Here is an 18,922-nt window from a genome sequence, read left to right as displayed (position 1 = left end):
CTTTTGATAAATCTATAGATTATGAAGAACTCATTATTTGTATTACTCTTCGCTACTCTTCTCGTTTCCGCTATAGCGCTTGCATATAAAGCGGCTAGGAGTGTTTTTCCGGGGTTGTCGGGTAGCCCTAAGGCACCTAGTATTACCATAACTCCGCCGAATATACCCGGAGTGAGAAACATTTCCTCGGCAGTGCTTTCTTTCAATCAACAAAGCGGTACATGGCAAGGAGCGCAAAAAGCAACTGGTGTAAATATAGCAGGAGCCGATATCTACAGTTTTCTTTTTGATCCAACTGACGCACGGCGTCTTTTAGCGGCAACATCGTATGGATTTTTTGTGCACAATCAAGATGAAAATATTTGGACTCAGCTTGGCGTGGATACATTACCAAGCGGAACAACAATAACAGCTGTAGCAGTTAACGCACAAAATCCATCGATAATTTTTGCGGCTTCAGTGGTTGACCAGCAAACGAGTTTACTGTGGCGTTCATCGGATAAAGGTAAGACATTTCAGAATGTTTATTCGGGTCTTTCAAGGGGCGGAGTGATAAATAGCCTCGCGGTTGATTTCAGTGATCCGAGAAATGTATTTGCGCTTACAAGCACTGGGTCGCTACTGCAAAGCAATGACATGGGATTTTCATGGAAAGTAGCACATACCTTTCAAGGTGTAGAAGTAAGAGGGCTGGTTATGGATACCAACAATTCAAGCAATTTGTATGTTTATTCTTCAGGGCCAAATGGATTCTTTCAATCTATTGATAAAGGAAAAACATGGCGCGACGGTTCATCAGCCCTGGCATCATTTTCTCGACAAGCGCAGCAAGTTAACGGCTTGAGAGTTGCAAGGGGCAATTCATCTTTATTGTATCTTGCTACCGACTATGGTATTTTACGTTCACGTGACAAAGGGGTAAAATTTACTCTCATTCCGTTCTTAATTACTGCTGGAGCTGCTCCAATTTCTGACTTCCAGATAGGCGCTTCTAACAACGATCTTTTCGCCTTAGTCGATAGTCAGATATATGTTAGTAAAGATGCTGGCATAACTTGGCAGGCACGCAACATTCCGGCGCAAGAAACAGTAAATATTTTAGCAGTTAATCCTTTTAATTCAAACATTATATTTATAGGAACGAAACATTAATCTTAAAACTCAAATTTTAAATCGCAAAACTACTTAGATTTGAGATTATTATGGATATAAATATATTACGAAAAAATTTTGACGAACAGATAGATTCTTTGGAATCTGAATTGCATAAACTGCGCACATCGCGCGCATCTGCTGAATTGGTGGAGGATATTAAAGTGGAGGCATATGGCACAATGATGGAAATTAAGCAATTAGGTTCTATTTCTACACCAGAAGTCCGCACTATTCTTATTCAGCCGTGGGACAGAGGAATAATCCCCGCTATTGAGAAAGCATTGCGCCAAACCGAGCTTAGCATTAGTCCAGTTGTTGAGGGGGATCATATACGTATTAATTTACCGCCTTTGACTGAAGAGAGTCGAAGAGAACTGGTGAAGATTGTTGGCACGAGGATAGAGGAATCAAGGGTTAGCATTAGGCGCGTTCGCGAAGATGCTATCAAGGAAATTGACAAAGCGGAGGAGACCGGCGATATTTCGGAAGACGAAAAATTTAAGCAGCGAGAGCTCGTGCAAAAAGCGGTTGAGGAGTATAATCAAAAGATTCACGATATAGGGGCAGAAAAAGAGAAAGATTTGATGGAACAATAACTGAATCAACGAATAACGAATCCCTTACGAATAAACGAATCAACTAATTGTAAGATATTCGTATATTAGTACTTTATTCGTTATTCGTTGATGCTAACGCCGATGATACTTACTATTGTTATTCTTGTAGTCGCATTTTCTTTACTCGTATTCGTTCACGAACTTGGGCATTTTGTTGTTGCAAAGCTTGCGGGAGCCAAGGTGGAGGAATTTGGTTTTGGTTTTCCTCCCAGAGTTTATGGCGTAAAAAGGGGCGAAACAATTTACTCAATTAACGCTCTGCCGTTTGGAGGGTTTGTGCGAATTATGGGCGAGAGTGGCGAGGAAGCGCAAAATCCTGAAAGTTTTGCGTCCAAACCGATTTGGGCGCGCGCGCTTGTAATAGCAGCCGGAGTTACAATGAATGTTTTTCTTGCATTCGTTTTATATACTGGCGGGCATATAGTTGGCTTGCCGACTATTATTGAAAGTGATTCTCAAGCAGCTCAAGCGCGCGACGTACACGTGCAGATTATAGAGGTTGTGCCAAATTCGCCTGCTTCGCAAGCAGGTATTCAGATGGGCGATGTTATAGATAGGATAGCTATTCCTCCAACATGGATTGAGCCATGGCTTGCGGGTATTAAAATTGATTCAGTTGATGACGTTAAAAATATTATTGATCAAAATAAAGGGCATGAAATACATGTAGAGATTTTGCGTGGTTCTCAGCACCTCTCTATCTCTGTAACTCCGCGCGAAAATCCACCTGCGGGCGAAGGCGCGCTTGGTATAGGCATGATACGAAGCGGAATTATCTCTTATCCATGGTACGCGGCAGTATGGCAAGGCGCGCAGACAACATTCTATAATCTTGGCGCGTTGGCGCAGGGTTTTTGGCAACTAATCAGCGGCATTTTCACCACTGGCAAGCTAAGCGCTGATATTGCCGGGCCCGTAGGCGTGGCGCATCTTGTGTATCAGGTAAGTAATTTAGGATTTATTTATGTTTTGCAGTTTGTCGCATTTCTTTCATTGAATCTCGCGATTATAAATGTTATTCCTTTTCCAGCGCTTGATGGCGGGCGGCTATTATTTATTGTAATTGAGGCAATAAAAGGCTCGCCTGTAAATAAAAAATTTGAAAATGCCGCGCACATAGTTGGGTTTGCGCTGCTAATTTTGCTGACGATTGTTATCACAATTCGCGATGTGGCTAAACTTTTTTAAAAAGTAAAATAAAGGTGTCATCTCGAGCGCGCACGCGAGAGATCTCTCGTCGCTGCTGCTCGCTCGAGATGACACCTATCACAAAGAACGAAGGATATACTATTACTCAATTTGTATGCGCCAGTCACATTTATTCACTAAAACAACCAAAGAAAATCCGCGCGATGAGGCGAGCGTAAACGCGCAGCTGCTGGAGCGCGCGGGGTTTATTTACAAAAATTCAGCAGGAGTGTATTCGTATTTGCCGCTTGGCTGGCGAGTAATTTCTAAGATAAACTCGATTATTCGTGAAGAAATGAACGCAATCGGCGGGCAGGAAATATTAATGCCAGCGCTGGTTGAAAGAAGGTACCTTGACGCGACAGGCCGTTTTGATGTGGAAGTAGGATTTGAAGCGCGTGGCAAGAAAGATGATAAAGCGTCGTTTATATTGGGATGGACGCACGAAGAAGTATTAACCGAGATCGCTTCGCGCTTTATCAATTCTTACAAGGATTTGCCTTTTGCCGCGTATCAAATACAAACAAAATTTCGTAACGAACCGCGCGCCAAATCAGGCGTACTTCGTGGGCGAGAATTCATGATGAAAGATTTGTACAGCTTTCACTCAAGCGAGGAAGATTTATTTCGCTATTATGAAGAAGTGAAGGGTGCGTACATGAAAACATTTAAGCGTTGTGGACTCGATGCTGTATACACAGTTGCAAGCGGCGGCGACTTTACGATAAGCAACACGCACGAGTTTCAAGTCATATGTCCGGTGGGAGAAGATACGATTTATATATGTTCATCATGCAATTACGCGGAAAATAGCGAAATATCGCATTTGAATATAAGCGTTGCTTGTCCAAAATGCGGTGGAACTGTTGAAGAAAAGAAAGCAATAGAAGTAGGAAACATTTTTCCCCTTGGCACTAAATATTCCAAAGCATTTAACTTAATGTTTGTTAATGAAAAAGGCGATAGGGATCTGGTGGTGATGGGCTCGTACGGAATTGGCGTCGGGCGTACCATGGGCGCTGTAGTTGAAGTTAGCCATGATGATAAGGGTATTATTTGGCCTGGCAACATAGCGCCATATCAGGTTAATTTATTGCGGTTGTCGGATGATGAGGAAACTGAACGCAAAGCGACAGAGCTATATGAAATTTTAGAAAAGCAAGGCATTGAAGTGTTATACGACGATCGTTTAGAGATGACAGCTGGAGAAAAATTCGCCGATGCCGACCTCGTTGGCATTCCGATGCGCGCGGTAGTGAGCAAGAAAAGCTTGGAATCGGGTGGAGCGGAGATAAAACCACGCAAAGAAGAAGGAAGGGGAAGCATTTTTTCGTTTGAAACAATAGGGAATTATGTTAGACAAACTTTGGGGTAAATTTTCAAAAGACATCGGCATAGATTTGGGAACCGCCAACACCCTCGTTTATGTACGGGGTAAGGGGATTGTAATCAATGAGCCCTCTGTTGTCGCGATTAACAAAAAAACTGGCAGGATTCTTGCAATTGGCGAGGATGCGCGCAGAATGGTGGGTAAAACTCCCGCGCATATTGTTGCTTGCCGTCCGCTTGTGGATGGTGTTGTTTCCGATTTTGAAATTACCGAGCAGATGCTTCGGTATTTTATTGAAAAAGTGCATAGCGATTTTTTCTCTATTTTTCCTCGTCCGCGCGTAGTTATCGCAATTCCTTATGGCGTAACCGAAGTAGAAAAACGCGCAGTGGAGGATGCGGCAAGCAACGCTGGCGCGAGAGAAGTTTTTTTGATGGAGGAACCCATGGCCGCGGCAATTGGCGCGCGCCTGCCCGTGCAGGAGGCAGCAGGTAATATTATCGTGGATATTGGCGGAGGAACTACGGAAGTCGCGGTCATCTCGCTTGGCGGCATTGTAAGAGCGCGGAGTTTGCGCGTCGCGGGAGATAAACTTAATGAGGATATTATTCATTACGCTCGCGAAGAGTTTAATTTGCTTTTGGGCGAACGCACCGCTGAAGATATTAAGATTGAGATTGGCTCGGCTTTGCCGCTTAGCGAGCCGTTGGAGGCCACGATGCGCGGGCGCGACCTTGTAACAGGTCTGCCAAAAGAAATTGTTATTAATGACGATCATGTACGCAGAGCTCTCGCGTCGTCTATTGACGCGATTGTTGGCGCGATTAAATCAACGGTAGAAGAAACTCCACCTGAATTGCTCGCGGATATTATGAAGCGCGGTATTATCCTTGCAGGCGGAGGGTCGTTGCTAAGGCGTTTAGATGAACTTGTATCAGAAAAAACTATGATGCCCGTTGTAATCGCGGAAGACCCTTTAACTGCAGTCGCTCGCGGTACCGGTGTTGTGCTTGAAAATATTGATAAGCTGCACGATGTTTTGGTGACAACAGATTTTCAGAAGGCACCAAGATAATCTAAAATATCAAATCTTAAATCGCAAAACTGAAACTCAAATTTCTCAGCCAAAGGCTGATCCCCGCCAGAGGCGGGCAGGCGCCTCTGGCGGAAAAACTTTTAATCTGACGTCGAAGATTTTACATTTAAGATTTAGATTTGAAATTTGTGATTTAAGATTTGAGATTAAATATAATGTTCTTCCACCGAAAAAATAGTCTTGATTCCCTTGGCACTATTAGTCAAAGCAAAGAATCAATTGAGCCCGAGGAAATATTCCCCGACGCATCATTTGTTCTGGATAAAGATTCATCTTACGAACAAGAAAAAAAATTGGAAATTTCGACGCCTAATTTTATTCCGATCGCGATTCAATTGGTTACATTTGCTATTTTTTTATTTTTATTTTTGTATGTTGTATATTTAAATTTTGGCCAGGGTGGAAAATATGCCACGATGGCGGCGCAAAACGCGGAGAGGACGTTTACCCTACAAGCGCCCCGCGGGGATATTTTCGATTACAAGGGAAGGGTTCTGGCTACAAGTATTTCAGGGTTTGATGTGGAATTACGACCCAAAGACATGAAGGCAACACAAGAGCAGATTAGCGTGTTGGCGCAAGCGCTTGGCCGAAATGAAGACGGAGCTAAAATAATTCAAACAAAAATTGATGACGTGAAACAAAAAAATATTGCCCGCGCTATTCTTGCTCGCAATCTTTCTATTGAGGAAGTGAGCGTGATTCAAGGGCAAATCGGTGATATTGTCGGCATTGCATTTCGCGAGCATCCTATGCGCTATTATCCGTACGGATTATATACCGCGCATGTCTTGGGCTATACTGCTCCCATTACTCCCAACGAGCTTTTTAAGTACAATGACGTAAATTATATCGCGGATGATCGGATTGGAAAATATGGTCTTGAATTGACTTATGAAAAAGAATTGCGTGGAGTACCCGGCATGGCGGCAAATTTTATCAATGCCAAAGGGCAAACTTTAGGCGAACGGGTAATTTCTCAACCCCAAAAAGGGCAGACAGTTAATACGACGATTGATATAGATCTGCAGAAAATCGCGTACGATACTTTATCAGCCGCGCTTAAAGAAAGGGACTTGAAAGCAGGAAGCGTCGTTGCTATTGATCCTAAAGACGGCGCTGTGCGCGCGCTTGTTAGCCTGCCGAGCTTTGACCCCAACAGCTTCGTAAAAGGCATTAACTACGATGAATATAACGCGCTTATTAATGATTCATCAAATCCATTTATTAATCGTGCTACGGCAGGATCGTATCCGAGCGGTTCGGTTATTAAGCCACTTCTTGCCGCGGCGGCACTGCAAGAGCATGTGATAGATCCTAACAAGATTATTGAGACTCGCGGCTCTATTACAGTCCCAAGCATATACGATCCTTCCGTAAGCTATACATTTTTAGATTGGAAGAATCATGGACCCGTAGATATGCGTAAAGCCCTCGCAGTATCGTCGGATGTGTATTTTTATATTATCGGCGGTGGTTATATGGGCCAACAAGGTCTAGGCATTGATCGTATAGCTAAATATTTACAAATATTCAATTGGGGATTTAAAACAGGCATTGATTTACCCGGCGAGGGGAATGGCTTTGTACCATCGCCACAATGGAAGAAAAAATCAAAGGGCGAGGATTGGTTTATTGGGAATACTTATCACGCAAGCATAGGGCAGGGGGATGTGATAGCGACGCCGCTTCAAGTAGCGGCGAGTATTTCTTCAATTGCAAATAGCGGCACATATTTTATTCCCCATGTTGTTAGTAGTATTCAAGATACTGTTTTGAACTGGGCGCGGCGAACCCTTCCTTTTTCGTCAGATATTTATAAAGTGGTGCAAGAAGGCATGCGTATGGCTGTAACTTCAGGATCCAGCCAATCTTTGAGAGTTTTGCCGTTTAATATGGCGGGCAAAACTGGAACGGCGCAAGCAACTGCCGGTGACAACCATGCGTGGTTTGTGGGGTTCGCGCCATATGATAATCCTCGGCTTGTTATTTTGGTTATGATGGAGAGAGGAGGAGAAAGCGCGGAAGCAGTGTATGTTACGCGAGATATTTTGCAAAAATATAACGAGGCGCATCCTTTGTCCACACGTTGACCATAAGCACTGGACATGTATAATACTTTCATTGCGGTTACTCGTAGAGAGATTTGTATACCTTTTAAATTAAAAACTAATATGATGGACTATCTCACAAAAGAAGGATTAGAACAGCTTCGCAAAGAGCTTAATGAACTTAAAACTACAAAGCGTGCGGAAATTGCAAGTCGCCTGAAAGAGGCAGCTTCTTTTGGCGATCTTTCGGAAAACGCCGAATACATGGAAGCAAAGGAAGATCAGGCGTTTTTGGAGGGTCGCATTGATGAACTGGAAGAGGTGCTGCGCAATGCTCAGGTTGTCACTAAAACTACAAGTGGCGTAGAATTGATAGAAATCGGATGCGCGATTGAGGTAATCGCAGATGAGCAAAAGCGTACTTTTGTATTGGTGGGCAAAGAGCAAGCAGATCCAATTACTAATAAAATTTCTTCTGAATCGCCGCTTGGTAAAGCTATGCTTGGGCGCAGAATAGGTGAAACGGTTGATATATTTACACCAAGTGGAAGTAAGCAATATAAGATTACAAAAATAATGCTAGCGTAAACTCTTAAACTAAAATAAATTACCCCGCCAAGTGTGCTGGCGGGGTTTTGTTTAGTTGCGCTACGCTACGCTAGGCGACTGAATTTATTTGGATCGTGCGAGGTCCGCCCGGTGTTTGCACCGTTATGGTATCACCGGCTCGATGACCGAGCAGCGCCTTTCCAACGGGGGCTTGCGGGTTAAGGCCAATAACCTTAACTCCCTCAATAATAAATTGTCTATTTACTATACCAGCCCTTCTGGAAGCATAGTCAATTCCCATGTTTGCAACGAGAACAAAATATATCTCCGGTGGATTGTCGCCGTCCACAACCTCAACCAAAGCTCCTGTTTGTACGATATCGCATTTGCGCTCAAGAGAGAGGCGCTTAACTTCCCTGAGGTACTGCTCGGCTTGTCGTATTCGTTCCAAGCATTCTTCATTTTTACGAATAGTCTCTACGCGGTCTAAGTATTCATCGGGTTGGTCGAGCGCGGCTCGCGCACCTTGCAAGCATTCTATGCCCCGCCTAAGCTTGGCGTGGTATTGTACAATCTCATCTTCCAACGAAGCGATGACTGTATCGAATGCAAGGTCCTTAACCGTTGCGGTGAAATTCTGTACAGACATCACGTTTTCCTCCTATGAATATATACCTCCGACAATGAAACGAGTATAACATATAAACAAAATTTGTAAATGACATAACGAGTAACTGCTCACACCCTCTCATAAATGACTTTACGTTGAGGTTAAACCTCACCAGCTTACATTGCTTCATTGCTCCATTGCTCCATTGATTCATTGTTTGTGTAACCATAAGACAATGAAACAATGGAGCAATGAAGGGGCAATGGAACGGTTGGCAATAACTGCTCATGCGTCTTCAAAAATGGTTTATGTAAGCCAATCATTATCTGGGGGTGCAAGGGGTTACTATACAAAAGATTTGCGAAATGTTTAGTAACGTCTATAATAGTAATTACTATGGCACTTGAAGACTACCAACAAAGCCAGCTGCAGAAGCGACATAAGATGCTTTCTGGGGGCAATTTACCATATCCCATATATACGAAGCGCACGCATACCGTTTTAGAGGCGCAGGAGGGGTTTAAGAAGCTAGTTGATGGCGAAAAGGAAGTTGTTTTGACGGGGCGTGTTCTCACTATGCGCCGCCATGGCGGAGCAACTTTTGGCGATATTCAGGATGGCACGGGAACCTTTCAGTTTTTTGCTGGGCGCGATCAGCTGGGAGCGGGCAAATACGACGAGATTGGCGATTTTGTTGACGTCGGTGACTTTATTGAAATCCGCGGCATTTTGTTTATCACTAAATCAGGACAGCAAACTTTACAGGTGGCATCCCTAAAAGTTATTTCTAAAGCCACGCGGCCTTTGCCGGAAAAATGGCATGGTTTGCAGGATGTTGAAGAACGTTACCGCAAGCGATATTTGGATTTGTTGATGAACGGGGAAACCCGCAAAGTATTTGAAGCGCGCAGCACGATAGTAAAAGCAACGCGCGAATTTCTGGACGGCGCGGGCTTTATGGAAGTTGAAACATCTATTCTTCAGCCAATTCCCGGCGGCGCGTCTGCCAAGCCATTTAAAACACATTTAAACGCGCTTGATATGGATTTGTATCTTCGCGTGGCGCCAGAGCTTGATCTGAAAAAGCTGCTTGTGGGAGGATTTGAAAAAGTATATGAAATAGGGCGATTATTCCGTAACGAAGGAATGGATTTTTCGCATAACCCCGAGTTCACTGCATTGGAATTTTACTGGGCTTATGCTGACTACAAAGAATTGATGAAGTTTTCAGAAAAGATGTTTACGCATATTTTTAAGAAACTAGGAACTTACCCAAAATTTGAGCACGAAGGGAAAAGTATAAATCTAGAAACTCCTTGGCCGAGGATTGAGTTTACGGCATTATTAAATAGATATCTTGATATTGATTACGAAACATTAAGCAGAGATGCTCTAAAAAAGAAGGCGGAGTTACTCGGAATAGCAGTAGAAGAATTTGCCACTAAAGGGCAGATCGGTGATTTGCTGTACAAAAAAGCCTGTAAACCGGAAATTAAAAATCCAACGTTTATTATTCATCAGCCAATTGAGCTTACGCCGCTTGCCAAAGCTTTAGAAGATAACCCCGCGTACGCCGCAAGGTTCCAGCTTGTCATTGATGGCTGGGAGCTTGTAAACGCATTTTCAGAGCTGAACGACCCAGTGCTTCAGCGCAAAGCCTTTGAAGATCAAGAAGACTTGCATAAAAGAGGAGACGCGGAGGCGCAGAGAATGGATGAGAGCTACGTTGAAGCCATGGAATACGGCATGCCCCCGGCCGCTGGCTTTGCCTTTGGCCTCGATAGATTAACTGCCTTTATTACCAATACTCACAGCTTGAGAGAGGTAATTTTGTTTCCGACGATGAGGCAGAAAAAACAGAATACTGAGTGATGAAACTCTTAATCGCCACAACCAACAATGGAAAACTGGAAGAATATCGCATCCTTTTGCGCGACTGGGGATGCGAGCTTTTATCTTTGAATGATGTTGGTCTTGGTGATAAAAAATGTGAGGAGGATGGAAAGACGTTCAAGGAAAATGCAATAAAAAAAGCGCAGTTTTATTTCGCGCTTAGCGGTTTGCCTACGTTGGCTGATGATGGGGGAATTGAAATTGACTATCTTAACGGCGAGCCAGGAATATATTCACGCCGCTGGCCCGGCCATGAAGCAACGGATGAAGAATTGATTGCGCTAACACTCAAAAAGTTAGATGGTGTGCCACAGGAAAAGCGCACGGCGCATTTTGTGGTTGAGATTGCCTTTGCGCTAAAAGAAATTAAAGAAACCCCAACTTTTGAAGGCCGGCTTAACGGTTACATCACCACAGAGCCAGTCCCGATGCGCATTTCCGGCTATCCCTTTCGCACAATTTTCTACATGCCGGAGCTGGGCAAAACATTAGGCGAGCTTCCGCTGGAAGAAGAAGCAAAAATCACTCACCGCAGATATGCGCTGGAAGCGGCGAGGCCGGTGATTCTGCCGTTGTTGAATAAAGAAGTAAAAATAGAAACAAAAAATCCCGCCTAAGCGGGATTTTTTGTTTAAGTTGTTATATATTTTCGTATACTATTTCTTCTTTCTCCGCATCACCGTTTGCAATACAAGCATGAATAGAAAGCGATGGGAATGATTCTGTTAGGATTTTTGCGGCCTCGGCGAGATCTTTTTCTTGCTGTTCGTGTTCTTGCGCCCTATCCGGGATGCCGTATGCGCCGCAAGTGGAGTGGCAGACTAGGACTAACTCATGCGTAAGATGCAGCTTGATTGATAGCGCTATATTTTCCAACAAATAATTTTTTAGCGTGCCTTCTTGAAGCAAGCCCTTTATGCAACCGGGTGCAATCAACAAATCAAAATTTGGAGTTGCAAGGTTTTTTTGCACAAATTCCTGCGTTGCCTTAACAAAGCGAAAATCCATGCACATTACGACTGTGGCGGGGCAGGAGTGGCTGCTCAATAATTCATGAGATACGGGGATTATTTTGGTTTCTTGTTTTTCCATAGAATTAGTTAAATTACTATTTTATCTAAAATCTCAAATGGCAAAACTCAAATCTGAATCGCAAATATAAAATCTTCGCCGTAGTTTTCAGATTTGAGTTTTAGTTTTGCGATTTAAGATTTACATTTTGAGATTACAACAGTATAGTCGCCTTCTCACCCGCCAGCTCAAAAATCCCGCCGCGCGGGGCTTCAATATAGGTTTTTTCCACGCCTTTTGTATGCACGGTAATTACGCCTTTTTTAAGAGACGTTAAAAGGTCTATATGATGGGGAAGTACGGTAAACTCACCAACAGTACCAGGGGCAGTGATGCCGCTTGCTTCGCCATCGTAGAGGGTTTCGTTTAGGTTGAGAATGGTTAGATGCATAAATAAAGCTAAAATCTCAAATGGCAAATCTCAAATCTGAATCGCAAATCTAAAATCTTCGCCGTAGTTTTCAGATTTGAGTTTTAGTTTTGCGATTTAAGATTTGCGTTTTGAGATAGTTAAGCCGATACTTCATTTATCCCTCCCTTCATATAAAAATTCTCTTCTGGAACATCGTCGTATGTGCCATCAATAATTGCCTTAAAGCCTTTCACTGTTTCCTCGCGGGTAACGTATTTTCCTGACGTGCCGGTGAATCCTTCCGCGACAAAGAATGGCTGGGAAAGGAATTTCTGAATTTTTCTTGCACGGCGTACCACAACTTTATCTTCATCAGAAAGTTCTTCCATGCCCAAAATGGCGATAATATCTTGCAAATCCTTGTAGCGCTGAAGAATACTCTGCACGGCGCGCGCTGTGTCGTAATGCTCCTGGCCGACAATCATTGGGTCAAGCACTGTTGATGAAGAATCCAGCGGATCAACGGCAGGATAAATGCCAAGCTCGGTGAGAGCGCGGCTCAAAACGATGGTGGAATCAAGGTGGGAGAATGTTGTGGCAGGCGCCGGGTCAGTGAGATCGTCGGCAGGAACGTAAATTGCCTGCACTGATGTAATAGACCCTTTCTTGGTTGAGGTGATACGCTCTTGAAGCTCGCCCATTTCTGTGGCGAGTGTCGGCTGGTATCCTACTGCCGATGGCATACGGCCAAGTAGTGCCGAAACCTCTGATCCGGCCTGCGTGAAGCGGAAGATGTTATCAATAAAGAACAGAACGTCTTTACCTTCATCATCTCGGAAATATTCAGCCATGGTGAGGCCGGTGAGCGCCACGCGCTGGCGCACGCCAGGAACTTCATTCATCTGGCCGAATACCATGGTGGTTTTCTTTAACACCCCAGAATCTTTCATTTCGTGATAAAGGTCGTTACCTTCACGAGTACGCTCTCCTACACCCGCAAATACTGAATAGCCGCCGTGCTCCTGCGCGATGTTGCGGATAAGCTCCTGAATCAGAACAGTTTTTCCTACGCCCGCTCCGCCAAATAGTCCCACCTTACCACCCTTGGTAATAGGCGCGATGAGGTCAATAACTTTAATGCCGGTTTCAAGAATTTCTGTTTCAGTTGCTTGTTCCGCAAAGGTTGGCGCCGCGCGATGAATGGACATTTTCTTTTCCGTTGTAACAGGCCCTTCGTTGTCTATTGTTTCGCCAAGGACATTAAAAATTCTGCCTAATGTTTTTTCTCCCACGGGGACAGAAATAGGCGCGCCCGTTGATTCTACTGCTAGCCCTCGGCGCAAACCGTCTGTGCCGCCCATGGCGACCGCGCGCACATGCGATGAACCAAGATGCTGCGCCACTTCAAGAATTAAAGGATCTGCTCCCTCGCGCTCAATACGCAGTGCCTCATAAATTTCTGGAAGCCCTTCGACAAGCTCAGGACTAGCTCCATCACTGAACTCTACGTCAACGACCGGACCGATGATTTGTGTGATAACTCCCTTCATATTATGTATATTAATTTTTATTTCTGCTTACCGCATACCGACTACCGCTAACCGTCGACAGACTACCGTCGTATCGGCAAGCGGTAAGCAGTATGCGGTAGTCGGTATGCGGTTGACAGTCAATATCATTTCATCGCCTCCACGCCTGCCGTAATTTCGCTAATTTCCCGCGTAATAGCAGCTTGGCGCGCTTTATTATATGTAAGTGTCAGTGTATCAAGGAGGTTTTTGGCGTTATCCGACGCGCTCTTCATTGCCACCATGCGCGCTGAATGCTCTGAAGCATTAGATTCTAAAATAATATGATACAAGTACAAATCAAGAAAGAAGGGGACTAGCGTGGAAATAAGCTCTTGTTTATTTGGTTCGTATGTAAAATCTGGCATTGTTTTTTCTGTCGCATACTCCTCGTTTCGCAGTTCGGAAAACTTTCCGGTTTGAGGAATAATGTCATTAATCACGTCGTTTAAAATTTTTGCCGTTACTGGAAGATACAAACGATGCGTGACGCGCTGCTTCAAAGTAGAAATAAATTCGGAATACACAACTACGACGCGAGAAACCCAGCCTGCCTCGTATCTATTACGAATAAGTTCTGCGATAGGCATAGTCTGCTCGGTAGTAGCGTAGTCTCCCGCGCCAGTAAAAACTTTTTCTATTGGCACGCCCAGCCGCTGAAACGATGCTTTGCTTTTTTCACCAACAAGAATTAGCTCCACTAGCGTATCTTGTTTTTGATACTGGCGAACGATTGCCAAAGTTTCTTTCATTACGTTGGCATTAAGGCCGCCGATAAGTCCTTTGTCTGACGTTATGGCAACTATAAGCACCTTGCCCTTGGGATTGCGAAGAAGCTCTGCGGGAGAAGCATTCTTTGGCGCGATAAATATATTTCCAGTGTTTCCAATCTCTTGGTCAATCTCTTCGGCGGTTAAATGCGAGAGCATTTCCAGCGCCTTGTAAGCATACGGACGAGTGCGTAAGGCAATCATTTGGGCTTTACGCATTTTGGATGCTGAAACCATCTCCATGGCTTTTGTAACCTGGCGAATATTAAAAATGGAACGCTGGCGATTTTTTACTTCACGAGTGGAGATAGGCATAAAGCTAATAAAATTTCAAAGTCCAAATGTCAAATTACAAATGAAATCCAAATGACTTAATATCAAAATTTTTGAATTTTGAACTTTGACATTGATTTGACATTTGTAATTTGGATTTTGACATTTAGTAAGCTATTGTTTTCCAGTCACAAACTGTCCATTAAACTCCATAATTGCCGCCTTAATCAGCTCATCAATCTCGGGCGTAATCTCTCTCTTTTCTTTCATCTTTTCAAGCATATCAGCCGCGTATGCATCGCAATATGTATGAAACTCGCTCTCCCAGCGTTGAACATCGCTCACGGGCACCTGGTCTAGTAAGCCATTTACTCCGGCATAAATAGAAAGCGTCTGCTTATACCAAGCCATTGGGACGTACTGGCCTTGCTTTAGCAGCTCACTCAATCTTTCACCGCGGCGCAATCGTTTCTGTGTTGCCTCATCAAGATCAGAGCCAAACTGCGCGAAAGCGGCAAGTTCGCGATACTGCGCAAGCTCCAGGCGAAGTTTGCCCGCAACTTTCTTCATTGCTTTTGTTTGCGCCGCCGCACCCACGCGCGACACGGAAAGACCGACATTAAGCGCGGGGCGGATGCCTTTGTAGAAAAGGTTTGGCTCAAGATAAATCTGGCCGTCGGTAATGGAAATAACATTAGTTGGAATGTAGCCGGACACATCACCCGATTGGGTTTCAATTACGGGAATACCGGTGAGCGAACCGCCGCCAAGTTCTTTGTTAAGCTTTGCGGAACGCTCAAGTAGGCGAGAATGCAAATAGAAAACATCGCCAGGATATGCCTCGCGACCTGGCGGGCGGCGAAGTAAAAGTGACATTTGGCGATAAGCCCACGCGTGCTTGGTGAGATCGTCGTAAAAAACAATCGCATCCTTGCCTTTGTCCATAAAATATTCGCCGATTGCGCATCCGGCGTAAGGCGCGATATACCAAAGAGCCGCGGGATCAGACGAGAATGAAGCTACTACTATAGTGTATTCCATAGCTCCACGCTCGCGCAGAGTCTGCACGACCCTTGCAACTTTGGATGCCTTTTGGCCGATAGCAACATAAATACAATACGGACGCTTGTCTTCTGGTTCATTGAGCTGGCTTAAGATGGTGTCTATGATGAGAGCGGTTTTCCCAATTTGACGGTCACCGATGATAAGCTCACGCTGGCCGCGGCCGATAGGAATCATGGAATCAATCGCTTTAATACCTGTTTGTATTGGCTCGTTAACTGCCTCGCGGCTAATAACGCCAGACGCCACACGCTCAACAGGGTAGCGGGTTTTAGTATTTAAAGCTTTATTTTCAAGCGATTGTCCCAGAGCATTTACAACATTGCCAAGTAACTCCTCGCCGACAGGCACTTCCAGTACGCGTTTTGTAGTTTTTACAACATCGCCCTCTTGGATTTGCGCGTAATCACCAAGCACCACGACTCCGATCTGGCTTTCTTCAATATTAAGCGCGAGGCCAAAAAGCGGCGCGCCTTTTACGTCTTCTGAATTTTTTCCGGCTGTGCGCGGGTAAATCTCGATCATTTCAGAAGCAAGCGCTTCGTCAATGCCGGAGCAAATCGCAATTCCATCGTACATTTTTTCTACACGACCAACAGACTCCGAAGCCATGGTCGGAGATTTGTATCCCTCTAATTCTTTTTGCAGTTTTTGGATTAAGGAATCCATAGTAGCGAATAAATTTCAAAGTCCAAATTTCAAATTACAAATGAAATCCAAATGACTTAATGTCAAAATTTTTGATTTTTGAACTTTGACATTGATTTGACATTTGTAATTTGGATTTTGACATTTAGTATTATAATTATATTTTTAAATACTTGAGGTTAAGCCCTCCAGTATTTTCCGCAAAGTTGCCTGATATAGCCTCGTCCCATGCTGCACCACCAACCCGCCAATCAATTCGGAATTTGTAGTAAATTCGTATTCTTTCGCGGGAAATTGCTCTTTCATTTTCTTTTTTTCTGATTCGGATAGAGAAGTGACGGTGACAATTCTTGCGGTATTCTTTTTTTTCTCTTCTGCAAGCTCTGTTTCTACTGCCGCGTAAATCTGCTTGGCTAGCCCAAGCGCTTTTTGTTGTTCCAGCATTTTTGCAAAACGCTTAATAATCGCGCCCTGCTCTTTTGGCGATACTTCTTTTAGCGAAGCAACTAATGCTTTGGCGTAAAAACGAGGAGAATATTGCATATTTTAATCTCAAATCTAAAATGTTAAATCTCAAATCGAAATCGCAAATCTAAAATCGCCACAGTTCGTAGTTTTGCGATTTGAGTTGTAGTTTTGCGATTTGAGATTTGCATTTTGAGATTTTGTTACGAGTACATCGTTTTAATGCGCCTTGCGGCTTGATCCAAAATAGTCTTTTGCGTCTGCTCGTCTACCGAATCTTTCAATACTCGCGTCAGCGAAGGAATAAGCAGGGTTACGATTTCTTTTTCCGCGTTCGCCACCATTTCAACCTTTTGCTGTTCAATTTGCTTTTCTGCTCGCGTAAAAAGTACATCCAGCTGTTTACGTGTTTTGGCAAGAATATCTTCTTTTTCTTTTTCCGCTGACTCATGCGCTTGTACTAGTATCTGCTGGGCTTCTTTGCGTACTTCTTGAAGCTGTTTAGCGCGATATTCCTTAAATTCTTGGAATTTTTGTTCAATTGCCTGCGCGCGCTCAACGGAATCTTCAACCATCTTTCGACGTTCGTTTAAAAGCTTAATTATTGGTTTATAAGCAAACTTGGCGAGCAAAAAAAGAAGAATCAAAAAATTCACTATCTGCGCGAGCAGAATGTGCCAATCGATGTGAAGACTTGTGAGAAGTTCGGACATAGCTAATGCTGTCGACCGACTACCGCCAACCGTCAACCGTCGCCGAGTGGCAGTATGCGGTCGTCGGTTTGCGGTTAGCAGCGACTAAACAAACTTGATAATCAAAGCAACAACCAATGCGTATATCGCGATAGCTTCCGCAAACGCGATTGCCAAAATCATGGCAGTTTGCACTTTAGGAGCGGCTTCCGGATTTCGGCCGATTGCCTCCATTGCTTTTGCCGCAAGAATGCCAACGCCAAGACCAGGGCCAAGGGCTCCAAGGCCAATAGCTAGCGCGCTCGCAAGATTTTTAAATGTATCTTGTTCCATAAACTTTTTTGGCTATCAATTTATTTATTATGATTGAAAGCCATGAAATTAATTAATAAATTATCCTGATAATTAAAAGTTAAAAATGAAAAGTGAAAAATTATGGTGTCGCGCGCTCCGCGCGACGTATATACTATAATTTTAAATTTTTGACTTTTAATTTTTAATTTAAACTAATGCTCTGTTTGCATCATAGCGACTTTAATGAATACCAAAGTTAACATAGAGAATACTAGCGCTTGAATAAATCCTACAAACAGTTCCATTCCCAAAAATGGTGCGGGCGCTATATAGGGCATTAAGAACAGCATCACAGTAAGCAAAACCTCACCCGCGAACACATTACCAAACAATCGAAACGAGAATGAAAGGATCTTCGCGACCTCCGCTATGGTTTCCAATATTCCCACGAAAAAAGCCATGGGGCTCTTGAAAGAAATAAATTTACCGATATGCTTTCCGATACCAATGGCGCTGATGCCTATAATATGAGTTATCACAAGCGAGCAAATCGCAAGCGCCAAGGTCATATTAAGGTCGCTATATGAAGAACGCAAGAGGGGAATGAACTTTGTACCATGTTCCGCGCCTTCTGCTGTTTCTTCAAATCCAATCGCGCCAATGCCAGGCAGAATACCAAGCCAATTAGATAGAAGAATGAAAATAAAAAACGTAAAAACAATCGGAAAGACCTTTTCCGCTTCTTTACGGGATCCCATGATCTCTGCAAAAAAGTTCAGCATAGTATCTATTATCATTTCAAAGGCATTCTGCAAGCGTCCAGGAATAAGGGTTGGACGATATCCGACCATAAGCCCAACAACAAAAAGAATAGCCATGGTTATCCAGGACATTAACAAACTATTGGTGATGGGGAGTCCGCCGAGATGCCCTATGGTCTCAGCCGCAAAAGAGATTTCCACCGCGTAAGAATTACGCGCAGACGCCAATCTCCTACATATCGAACCGCTAGCCTTCACCGATAACCGGCCAAGGATACCCGTTCGCTATGTAGATTTCCGACCTATCAAAAGAGATGGCAGTTCCGCGCTAGTTGTTTTTGAATTGAGGCACAAACGCCTCTAATGATATTGTTACCCATAGAGGCGTTTGTGTCAAATCAATGATTGTGCCGTTGTTTGTAATAGCTCTTGCCCTGTTAGAGGTTTGTCTACATGATCAGTACCAATAATATAGTG

At 43.8% G+C, this 18,922-nt stretch carries 19 protein-coding genes; 9 read left to right on the top strand and 10 right to left on the bottom strand.

Annotated features, from left to right (window positions below; translation table 11 throughout):
* Positions 1-21: 21 nt before the first annotated feature.
* The 7 genes from HYV65_02775 (at position 22) to greA (ending at position 8,025) form a co-directional block, all read left to right on the top strand.
* Complete coding sequence (locus HYV65_02775; protein ID MBI2463134.1) at positions 22-1,152, top strand: hypothetical protein; 1,131 nt, start codon at positions 22-24, stop codon at positions 1,150-1,152.
* Positions 1,153-1,202: 50 nt separating this feature from the next.
* Positions 1,203-1,751 carry a ribosome recycling factor gene (gene frr / locus HYV65_02770; GenBank protein MBI2463133.1) on the top strand — a complete coding sequence of 183 codons (549 nt, stop codon included), beginning with the start codon at positions 1,203-1,205 and terminating at the stop codon, positions 1,749-1,751.
* A gap of 102 nt (positions 1,752-1,853) precedes the next feature.
* Positions 1,854-2,960: an RIP metalloprotease RseP gene (gene rseP, locus HYV65_02765; protein MBI2463132.1), complete on the top strand. Its 1,107-nt coding sequence runs from the start codon at positions 1,854-1,856 to the stop codon at positions 2,958-2,960.
* Positions 2,961-3,075: 115 nt separating this feature from the next.
* On the top strand, positions 3,076-4,335 hold the full coding sequence (locus HYV65_02760; GenBank protein ID MBI2463131.1) for a hypothetical protein: 1,260 nt from the start codon (positions 3,076-3,078) through the stop codon (positions 4,333-4,335).
* Positions 4,313-5,365, top strand: coding sequence for a rod shape-determining protein (locus tag HYV65_02755; protein MBI2463130.1), 1,053 nt, complete (start codon positions 4,313-4,315; stop codon positions 5,363-5,365). The genes HYV65_02760 and HYV65_02755 overlap by 23 nt, the downstream gene beginning before the upstream one ends.
* Positions 5,366-5,541: 176 nt before the next feature.
* Positions 5,542-7,479: a penicillin-binding protein 2 gene (gene mrdA, locus HYV65_02750; GenBank protein ID MBI2463129.1), complete on the top strand. Its 1,938-nt coding sequence runs from the start codon at positions 5,542-5,544 to the stop codon at positions 7,477-7,479.
* An 81-nt stretch (positions 7,480-7,560) separates the two neighbouring features.
* Positions 7,561-8,025, top strand: coding sequence for a transcription elongation factor GreA (greA, locus tag HYV65_02745; GenBank protein MBI2463128.1), 465 nt, complete (start codon positions 7,561-7,563; stop codon positions 8,023-8,025).
* A 70-nt stretch (positions 8,026-8,095) separates the two neighbouring features.
* Here the strand turns inward: greA and HYV65_02740 are convergent, their stop codons facing one another.
* On the bottom strand, positions 8,096-8,635 hold the full coding sequence (locus HYV65_02740) for a GreA/GreB family elongation factor (protein MBI2463127.1): 540 nt from the start codon (positions 8,633-8,635) through the stop codon (positions 8,096-8,098).
* Positions 8,636-8,992: 357 nt separating this feature from the next.
* Here HYV65_02740 and lysS point away from each other — a divergent pair, with 357 nt between their 5' ends.
* Both lysS and HYV65_02730 read left to right on the top strand, forming a co-directional pair.
* Entirely contained in the window at positions 8,993-10,468 is a 1,476-nt protein-coding gene (lysS, locus tag HYV65_02735; GenBank protein ID MBI2463126.1) for a lysine--tRNA ligase, read from the top strand.
* Positions 10,468-11,106, top strand: a complete 639-nt coding sequence (locus HYV65_02730; GenBank protein ID MBI2463125.1) for a non-canonical purine NTP pyrophosphatase — start codon at positions 10,468-10,470, stop codon at positions 11,104-11,106. The genes lysS and HYV65_02730 overlap by 1 nt, the downstream gene beginning before the upstream one ends.
* A 22-nt stretch (positions 11,107-11,128) precedes the next feature.
* Here HYV65_02730 and HYV65_02725 read toward each other — a convergent pair whose 3' ends face one another.
* The 9 genes from HYV65_02725 to atpB form a co-directional block, all read right to left on the bottom strand.
* Positions 11,129-11,581 carry a hypothetical protein gene (locus tag HYV65_02725; GenBank protein MBI2463124.1) on the bottom strand — a complete coding sequence of 151 codons (453 nt, stop codon included), beginning with the start codon at positions 11,579-11,581 and terminating at the stop codon, positions 11,129-11,131.
* A gap of 133 nt (positions 11,582-11,714) precedes the next feature.
* Positions 11,715-11,951, bottom strand: coding sequence for a F0F1 ATP synthase subunit epsilon (locus tag HYV65_02720; GenBank protein ID MBI2463123.1), 237 nt, complete (start codon positions 11,949-11,951; stop codon positions 11,715-11,717).
* A 119-nt stretch (positions 11,952-12,070) separates the two neighbouring features.
* Positions 12,071-13,462, bottom strand: coding sequence for a F0F1 ATP synthase subunit beta (gene atpD / locus HYV65_02715; protein MBI2463122.1), 1,392 nt, complete (start codon positions 13,460-13,462; stop codon positions 12,071-12,073).
* A gap of 125 nt (positions 13,463-13,587) precedes the next feature.
* Positions 13,588-14,565, bottom strand: coding sequence for an ATP synthase F1 subunit gamma (gene atpG / locus HYV65_02710; GenBank protein MBI2463121.1), 978 nt, complete (start codon positions 14,563-14,565; stop codon positions 13,588-13,590).
* A 132-nt stretch (positions 14,566-14,697) separates the two neighbouring features.
* Positions 14,698-16,254, bottom strand: a complete 1,557-nt coding sequence (locus HYV65_02705) for a F0F1 ATP synthase subunit alpha (GenBank protein ID MBI2463120.1) — start codon at positions 16,252-16,254, stop codon at positions 14,698-14,700.
* Positions 16,255-16,398: 144 nt separating this feature from the next.
* A complete protein-coding gene (locus HYV65_02700) occupies positions 16,399-16,776 on the bottom strand; it encodes a F0F1 ATP synthase subunit delta (protein ID MBI2463119.1) in 378 nt (125 codons plus the stop codon).
* Positions 16,777-16,901: 125 nt separating this feature from the next.
* Positions 16,902-17,411, bottom strand: coding sequence for a F0F1 ATP synthase subunit B (gene atpF / locus HYV65_02695; GenBank protein ID MBI2463118.1), 510 nt, complete (start codon positions 17,409-17,411; stop codon positions 16,902-16,904).
* 84 nt (positions 17,412-17,495) lie between these two features.
* Positions 17,496-17,723, bottom strand: a complete 228-nt coding sequence (gene atpE / locus HYV65_02690; protein ID MBI2463117.1) for an ATP synthase F0 subunit C — start codon at positions 17,721-17,723, stop codon at positions 17,496-17,498.
* A gap of 173 nt (positions 17,724-17,896) precedes the next feature.
* On the bottom strand, positions 17,897-18,673 hold the full coding sequence (gene atpB / locus HYV65_02685) for a F0F1 ATP synthase subunit A (protein ID MBI2463116.1): 777 nt from the start codon (positions 18,671-18,673) through the stop codon (positions 17,897-17,899).
* Between the last annotated feature and the right edge of the window lie 249 nt (positions 18,674-18,922).

This window comes from Candidatus Spechtbacteria bacterium (assembly GCA_016188605.1).
Classification (GTDB): domain Bacteria; phylum Patescibacteriota; class Minisyncoccia; order Spechtbacterales; family JACPHP01; genus JACPHP01.
Note: the sequence above shows the minus strand (reverse complement) of the source record. Positions and strands in the feature narration are given on the sequence as shown.